This window comes from Paenibacillus sp. NRS-1781, from assembly GCF_050467745.1.
Classification (GTDB): Bacteria; Bacillota; Bacilli; order Paenibacillales; family Paenibacillaceae; genus Paenibacillus; species Paenibacillus terrae_A.
In genome coordinates this window covers 1-7,839 of sequence record NZ_JBITPI010000080.1, presented here as the reverse complement: position 1 = coordinate 7,839, position 7,839 = coordinate 1, and the positions used below count along the sequence as shown (strand labels likewise).

The following is a 7,839-nucleotide window of genomic DNA, read 5'->3' as shown; positions in this document are numbered from 1 at the left end:
CTCCGGGGTCTGCGCCGCTTGTGCTTCAAACAAGCCATGAATCGTCTGCTCGCTCGGACAGTCCGCTGCGGTATCTCCCCATACGCCAAGAATTTGCTCGCGTTCTTGCTTGGTTACTACATCAAGCTCACGTACAGGAATATCTGGGTTCGCCACCACTTCCTTCAGCAGTTGCACCAGATGTCCCTGAATTTGTTCTATACTTGTGCGTTCAAAGACTAGTGCGTTGTAATTAAAGCTCATGTGAATGGCTTTCCCCGGCTGTACCACCAGATTAAAGTCATAGAAACTAGCTTCTCCAACGCTACCCACTTGCTCAATCTCTTCCTCTACTGAATCATTTGCAAAAATGAGTATATGGTTGATCAAATCCTGCTTAAGCTCCAACAATGCTTGAATTTCATCCAGCGAATACGAGACATGCGCATGGACAGATACAGACTGCTTCTCGATTTGCTTCATCACTTCCGAGAACAGGCTTTCCTCATGACTATTGATCCGTACAGGTACCGTATTTATGTGCTGGTCAATGATTTGCCCTACCTGTGAAACGTCCATCGCACGCTCGGAAACCACACTTCCAAACACGACATCATCCGTGCCATTATATTTTTGTAGCAATATGCCCCAGACGCTCTGTATCAGTGTATTTATAGTCACCTGATGACGCTCAGCGATCTGCTGAATCTGGATTGTCAGACCCACACCCAGATCAAAATCAAGGTGCTTTGCCTGATATTTCTCCTTACTCTGCATTTTAGCCTGAGGCAAATGGGACGGCTCCGTATCCCCCTCCAAATATGCCCCCCAGTAACGAGAAGCCTTTTGACGGTCTTGATGGATTTTCAGTACAGGTACTGTTTCTTCTGTAGTGATCCATTCCAGCTCACCCAGCGTCGTATCTGGATTCATCGCAATAGCTCCAGCCAACCGTACGAAGTGGCGCGTAATCTGCTCGATGGTTTCGCGCTCATACAGTGCAGTTGCATACTCTAATCCGAATTGAATACCTTCTTCCTTCTCGCTGGCTTCCAGCATCAGGTCAAACTTCGCCGGAGCCTGTTCCATACTGAATGGACAGAAGCTGATATCTGCTAGTCTCAGCTCACTTTCTTCGGTGTTTTGCAGCACAAACATCGTGTCGAACAGTGGATTGCGGCTCATATCTCGATTCACGTTCAGCTTTTCCACTAGTTCCTCAAATGGATAGTCCTGATGCTCATAGGCTTGCAAGGCCCGGGTTTTCACGTCCTCCACGTAGTGGCGGAACGTTAGCGCTGCGGTTGGATAATTGCGCATAGCCAGCGTACCAACAAACATCCCGATGATCGGCTCCAGATCCACATGCGGACGTCCCGCAATCGGGGTGCCGACGATGATGTCTTCCTGTCCTGTATACTGATGCAGCAGCGCTGTATAGGCTGCCAGCAGCACCATGTACAGCGTCGAACCTGTCTGTGCTGCCAGTTCTTTCAAACGCTCGCTGACTTCGCGTTCCAGACCGAATACCACCGTATCGCCTGCCGTGCTTCGTACTGCAGGACGTGTAAAGTCGGTTGGCAAGTTCAGTACAGGCAGATTACCTCTAAATGTACCCAGCCAGTATGCTTCCTGATGTTTCATCCAATCTTGCTGTGTTTTACTTTCCTGCCATACGGCATAGTCTTTGTATTGTATCCGTAGCGGTGGCAGTTCTTCACCGCTGTACAGGCGAGCAAATTCGCGGGTCAACACTCCTGCAGACACACCGTCTGAGATAATATGGTGCATGTCAAGCATCAGCAGATACTGTGGCTTTTCTTCTATTCCCTGTACGCACAAATCGATCAAGGCTACCCGCAGCAGCGGAGCGGCTTGCAGATCAAATGGACGCACAAATCGTTGAACCCATTCTTGTACTTCCCCTGCCGACACCTTCGCATACTCCACCTTGAACGATACGGTATCCTGAATCTGCTGCATCGGTTCGCTATTTACCATTTCAAAGCGAGTACGAAGGGTCGCATGACGGGAGATCAACTGCTGGAATACTTCTTCCATCCGTTCTACATCCAACGGGCCGCTTACCTGGAACATGGCGGGCATGTTGTAGTTCACATCATTGGGATCGAGCTGTTGCAGAACATACATCCGTTTTTGCGCCGAGGACAGCGGGTAGAAGTTACGTACTTCCGTTACCGGAATGGACGCATACTCCACCTGATCGAGATTTTCAATAACCACCGCCAGCTGTTCAATCGTCGGGGCTTCAAAAATGTTGCGCAGCGGAAGTGATTTGTTCAGTTCTTTGTGAACCTTCGAGACCAATGTGGTCGCACGTAATGAGTGTCCGCCAATTTCGAAAAAGTTTTCTTTCACGCCGACTTGCTCCAGGCCCAGCACTTCCTGCCAGACTTGCACCAGCTTCGATTCCACCCACGAACGCGGTGCGATATAATCCGCACCCGTTTGCAGACTTCCGTCCGGTACAGGCAGCGCCTTGCGGTCAATTTTGCCGTTTGGTGTCAGCGGCATGTGCTCCAGCTGTACAAAGTACGAAGGCACCATGTAACTCGGAAGCTCCTTGCCCAATAAGCCACGCAATTCGCTGGCACTCACTTCCCATTCCGCTACATAGTAAGCAACGAGTTGATGCTGCCTCTGCTCGTCCGCATGAGCCAGCACAATGACCTCTTGCACAGCCGCTACCTTTAGCAAATGCGCCTCAACCTCACCCAATTCAATCCGGTACCCCCGAATCTTCACCTGTTGGTCGATTCGGCCCAAGCACTCAATCGTGCCATCCGGCAACCATCTCGCAAGGTCACCCGTCCGGTACATTCGGTTGACACGAGTTACCAGCGATCCTTGAGCTAGTCGGGACTCTGTTTCGACGTACGGATTCGGGATAAATTTCTCTGCCGTCAGGTCTGGCAAGTTTAGATAACCGCGTCCTACACCAGCCCCGCCGATATACAGTTCACCAGCAACACCCATCGGCACCAGTTGGTGCTGCGCATCCAGAATGTATACGGATTGGTTGGCCAACGGAGTTCCGATGGAAACGGTGTGTACCCCTTTATCTGAAAGAACGTTCAGGTCTTCTGCGTTTTCAATTGTATAAGCGGTGACATCTACCGTCGTTTCAGTCGGGCCATACACATTCGTGATTACAGGCTGATAATCGAACCATTTATGCAAAAATCCGTTCACCAGTTGTACCGACAAGGCCTCGCCCCCGATCAGAAAATGCTTCACTCCAGGTGCTTCCGTTGCCGTGGCTGTTTCGCTCAAAATGTACAAATGCGCTGGTGTGCCGTCTGACAGGTCGATCTGATGCTCTCGATAGTAAGCGATAAGCTGTTCACCGTTCAGACTGACATCACGTGCAACTACGTGCAGTGCATGGCCCAATAGCAGACTTGCAAAAATTTGTTGTACCGAGGCATCAAACACATACGCCGACAGCCACGCTACGTGCAAAGGCTGGTCATAGCGGCTGTACACACGCTCAGCTAAAGCATGAATCAGATTGCTAACGTTACTTTGTTCAATCATGACCCCTTTCGGCTGCCCGGTCGTTCCTGAGGTGTAAATCATGTAGGCCAGATCGTTCGGGCTGGACATCGGTTCCAGATTGGAGCCGTCCTCATGATACAAAGAGGTGTTAATCTGGTGCTCCTGAATCGTCTCGCTCTGCGTATCCGCCTGTGATTCTGCATTCGTGGCCTGCTCCCCGTCCAACACCAGCACTTTACCGTCGAAGGCTACGATTTCAACCAAGTGGCTTTGCGTCAGTAGTAGCTCTGCTCCCGAGTCGTCCAGCATATAGCGGATACGCTCTTCTGGGTACATCGGGTCGATTGGCACATACGCACCCCCGGCCTTTAAAATGCCGAAAATGCCCACGATCATATCTACCGAGCGCTCCATCATTAGACCAACCAATCGGTCTGTCGTCACACCGTGAATACGTAGTGTACGAGCCAGTCGATTGGCACGCTCGTTCAGCTCCCGATAGGTCAGGTGTTGTTCCCCGAACACCAATGCCACACGCTCTGGCGTCTTGGCAACCTGTTCTTCAAATTGCCCATGCAGAGTTTCACTCCACGGGAAAAGTACGGCTGTATCGTTGAACCCGGATACAAGCAAATGCTTCTCTTCATCGGATACGATATCAATACCAGCCAAAGTCACCCCAACATCCTGCGTCACTGTCTCCAAAATTCGTACAAAATGCTTCGCCAGCCGCTGGATCGTCTCCGGCTTAAACAGCTTCGTGCCATACTCCCAAGTGAAAGATAAGCAATCTTTTTCTTCAGTCACATGTAATGAAAAATCTACCTTCGATATGCCAGCGTTCAATTCTTCCGGTTTGAAACGAATGCCTCTGGCCTCCAAAACATCTGTGCCAACATTTTGTAAACTAAACATCGTATCGAACACCGGATTTCGGCTTAAATCGCGAACCAGCTCCAGCTTGTCTACCAGCTCGTCAAACGGATAGTCCTGATGCTCCAACGCCAGCAGCGAGGTTCGCTTGACTTCCTGCAAAAAGGATTGAAATGTTAGAGCCGCTTGAGGCTGGTTACGGAAAACGAGTGTATTCACAAATAGGCCAATCATTGCTTGTGTATCTGCATGCCGTCTTCCAGCAACAGGAGAACCCACGATAATATCCTCTTGTCCCGAATATTTGCTCAGCAGAACGTTATACGCCGCCAAAAGTACCATGAAGATCGTTGATTCGGTATCTTGGGCCAGCTTGTAGAGTGCATTGATCATTTCAGGTTCCAACATGACTGTAAAGCTATCTCCTTCAAAGCTTTGGGCTTGCGGACGCGGAAAGTCCGTAGGCATGTTCAGTACAGGAAGCTCGCCATTCAAGGATTCGAGCCAGAACGATTCATCTGCTTGTAGTTCGCTACCCTTGATTTGCTCCTTATGCCAAGCGACAAAGTCCTTGTAATGAAGCTTAATCGGGGCAAGCTGTCTCCCCTGATAACGGCGAATGATCTCATCCAGCAGCACAGCCATGGAAAAACCGTCCGCAATAATATGATGCATATCGACTAGCAGCACGAAGCCGCCCTCAATAACTTCGAACAGCTCAGCTCGGAATAAAGGTGCTGTTCCCAAGTCAAAAGGCTGAACAAACAAGGCTTGCGCCTGTGTTGCTTCTTCTTTGGAGATACGGGAGAACGGGATGTCAAACAGGATCGAATCTCGAACTTTTTGTACAACCTCCCCGTCTTCCAGCTCAAAATATGTCCGGAAGGAATCATGACGTAAAACAACTTCCTTGACGGCCTCAATAAATCGGGAAACCTCCAGTTTACCCTCTATATAAAGCTGACCGGATACATGGTAGGCCGTTCCACCACCCAATTGATCCAGTACGTACATCCTTTTTTGGGATGAAGAGACTGGATAAAAGGGTTGGGATGCTACTGGTACAATCGGTTCATACACCTGTTTTGTTCCTCCAGCCACATAGGTAGCCAACTCAGCGATCGTTTGCAACTCAAAAATATGAACGAGTGGAATCTGAACACCCAACTCTTTGCTCACTCTGGACAGAATGACCGTCGCTTTTAACGAATCCCCACCCAGTTGAAAAAAGTTATCATGACGGCTAACTTCATGTATATTCAAAACGTCTTTCCAAATGGTCACGAGTCCATCCTCTACGCCATGCACCTCAGAGCCAGCAACTTTTGGCGTAAAAATACTGGAGTGTCCCGGTTCCGGCAGAGCCTGTAGATCTGTCTGTCCATCGGGCAGAAGAGGAATACGATCCATTGAAATCCAAAAACGGGGCTGCGTATAATCCGGAAATGTTTCATTCACAATTTGCTTCAATTCGGCTTCTTCCCAAGGAGCTGATGCACTTGCCACCACATAAGCAGCTACATAAGAGACTTCTCCAGCTACGTCCGTTTGTGGCGTAATGACGCAGGCCTCCAATTGAAACGTTTGCAGCAGGTGTTTCTCCAATTGTTCCAGATTGACCTGATGCCCGCGAATCTGGATCATCCGATTTAAATGACCGATGTGTTGTAGCTTGCCTCCGCTTTTGACGTAAGCCCATTCGCGTGTCGTACCCAACAGACCTGCGCCTGTCGAGGCCTGATACACTTCCCCCTCTGTTCCGGCGGGAGCTGGCTGCTTGTATGCATCCAGAACGCAAGGATAATTACCGTGGATATCGGCGCTCGCAGCCCAAGTAGCCAGAAGCTGCTCCTTTTCCGGGCCACGAAGTAAAGACAGTGAGGAAATACGACTTCCCTCGTCCACCACAATGGAATGCAGCAGATGGATGAAGTATTTAGACCATTCTTTAATCGTGTCTTCTTCAAAGAGATCCGTATTAAAGTCAAAATCCAGACGTAATTGCTTCTGTACCTCCGTAACATTCAAAAAAAGCTCGTATTTGCTGAAAGTCACTTCGTTTTCAAGCACTTCTACATCCAGTTGCTGAAATTGAAAACGCGGAATCGGCCGATCCATATTGAATACAACATTCATCACAGGTAAATGCTTTAGGCCCTGTTGAGCCAATCCGGCAAAGCTGTATTTTTGGTAAGCCTCCAGTTCATGCATTCGCTTTTTGATCACTTGCGTATATTCACTAAAAGTAACATCAGGACGCACTTCGCCAATGACTGGAAGCAAGTTGACACAATTACCAATCAGAGAGAAGGCATCCATATGAGATTGTCCCGCCGTAGGCACGCTGACGGTTACTTCTTTCTGTCCTGTCAGGCGATGCAGAAAAATTTGAAATACCGATAACAGGGTGATGAATAAACTGCTGCCGAGCTTTATGCTGGTTGTTCTTAACTGTTTGACGAGCGGTGCTTCGAGAATAACGGTATGTCTACTTCCGTTGGAGGATGGAGACTGTGTTCCACGCACTGGAGAAGGCAGTTCTAGTACAGGCAAAGACTTTTCCAGTACAGCCGACCAAAAAGCAACGGCTTCCCCTCCCCCTGTCCTCAGCTGAACTTGCTGCCAAGCGACATAATCCCGAAAAGCTACCGGATCAGGTAAGGTAACAGTTTCGTGCCGAACCCGTGCGGAATAGAAGTATTCCAGCTCTTGCATGAATACGCCCATCGACCAGCCATCGGCAATCAAATGATGGAAGGTAAACACACCCAGATGCTCCTGCTCCGATGTTTTCAGCAATTGAACACGAAATAGCGGCTCATCCGACGTGAAAGAAAACGGAACGGTGCTGTCTTCTCTCATCCACGTTTGGATATGCTGTTCCTGTTCATCCGAAGGGTAGCCCGAGAAATCATGCAGCGGAACTTCGATGTTCATCACAGAAGCAACCACCTGTGTCTCCCCATCAGCGCTTATGAAGGTACGTAGTGCTTCGTGGCGGCTCACAATGTTACGGATAACCTCGGTGAAAATCTCCTGTTGTAGTGGACCACGAAACCTTAGTAAGGCGGTTTCGTGTAAGGATTGAGAGTCACTTCGTTCCGAGACAGAGGCGAACCAAAGCTGTTTTTGATCCGGAGTCAGCGCAATCATGCTTTCCTGAGCGCTCCATGTCACCGTTTCTGGAAATGCGGATATGGGTACAGGTTGCTTATCCAGACCCGGGCCGTTTCCATTCGGGGGCGTGTCCGGTAAAAATCCCCCTTTGCGCAGCTCGTTCACGCTATCCTTGACCGCTTGTACGATTCGCCCAATATCTTCCTTCGTATGGGCAGTGGACAAGAAACAGTTTCGTCCCTCCCAGATATAAATGCCTTTTTCCAGCATGTGATAAAAGAACAATTCCAGATCGCCTTTGAGTACAAAGCGAAACAGGGAGCCAAAGTGAACGACCTTCATAGGTACGTG

General features: G+C 49.3%; 1 protein-coding gene. It reads right to left on the bottom strand.

Annotated features, from left to right (window positions below):
• Positions 1-7,839 (bottom strand): amino acid adenylation domain-containing protein (locus ACIFO6_RS23310; RefSeq protein WP_430044350.1); only part of this gene is annotated, 7,839 nt, incomplete at both ends.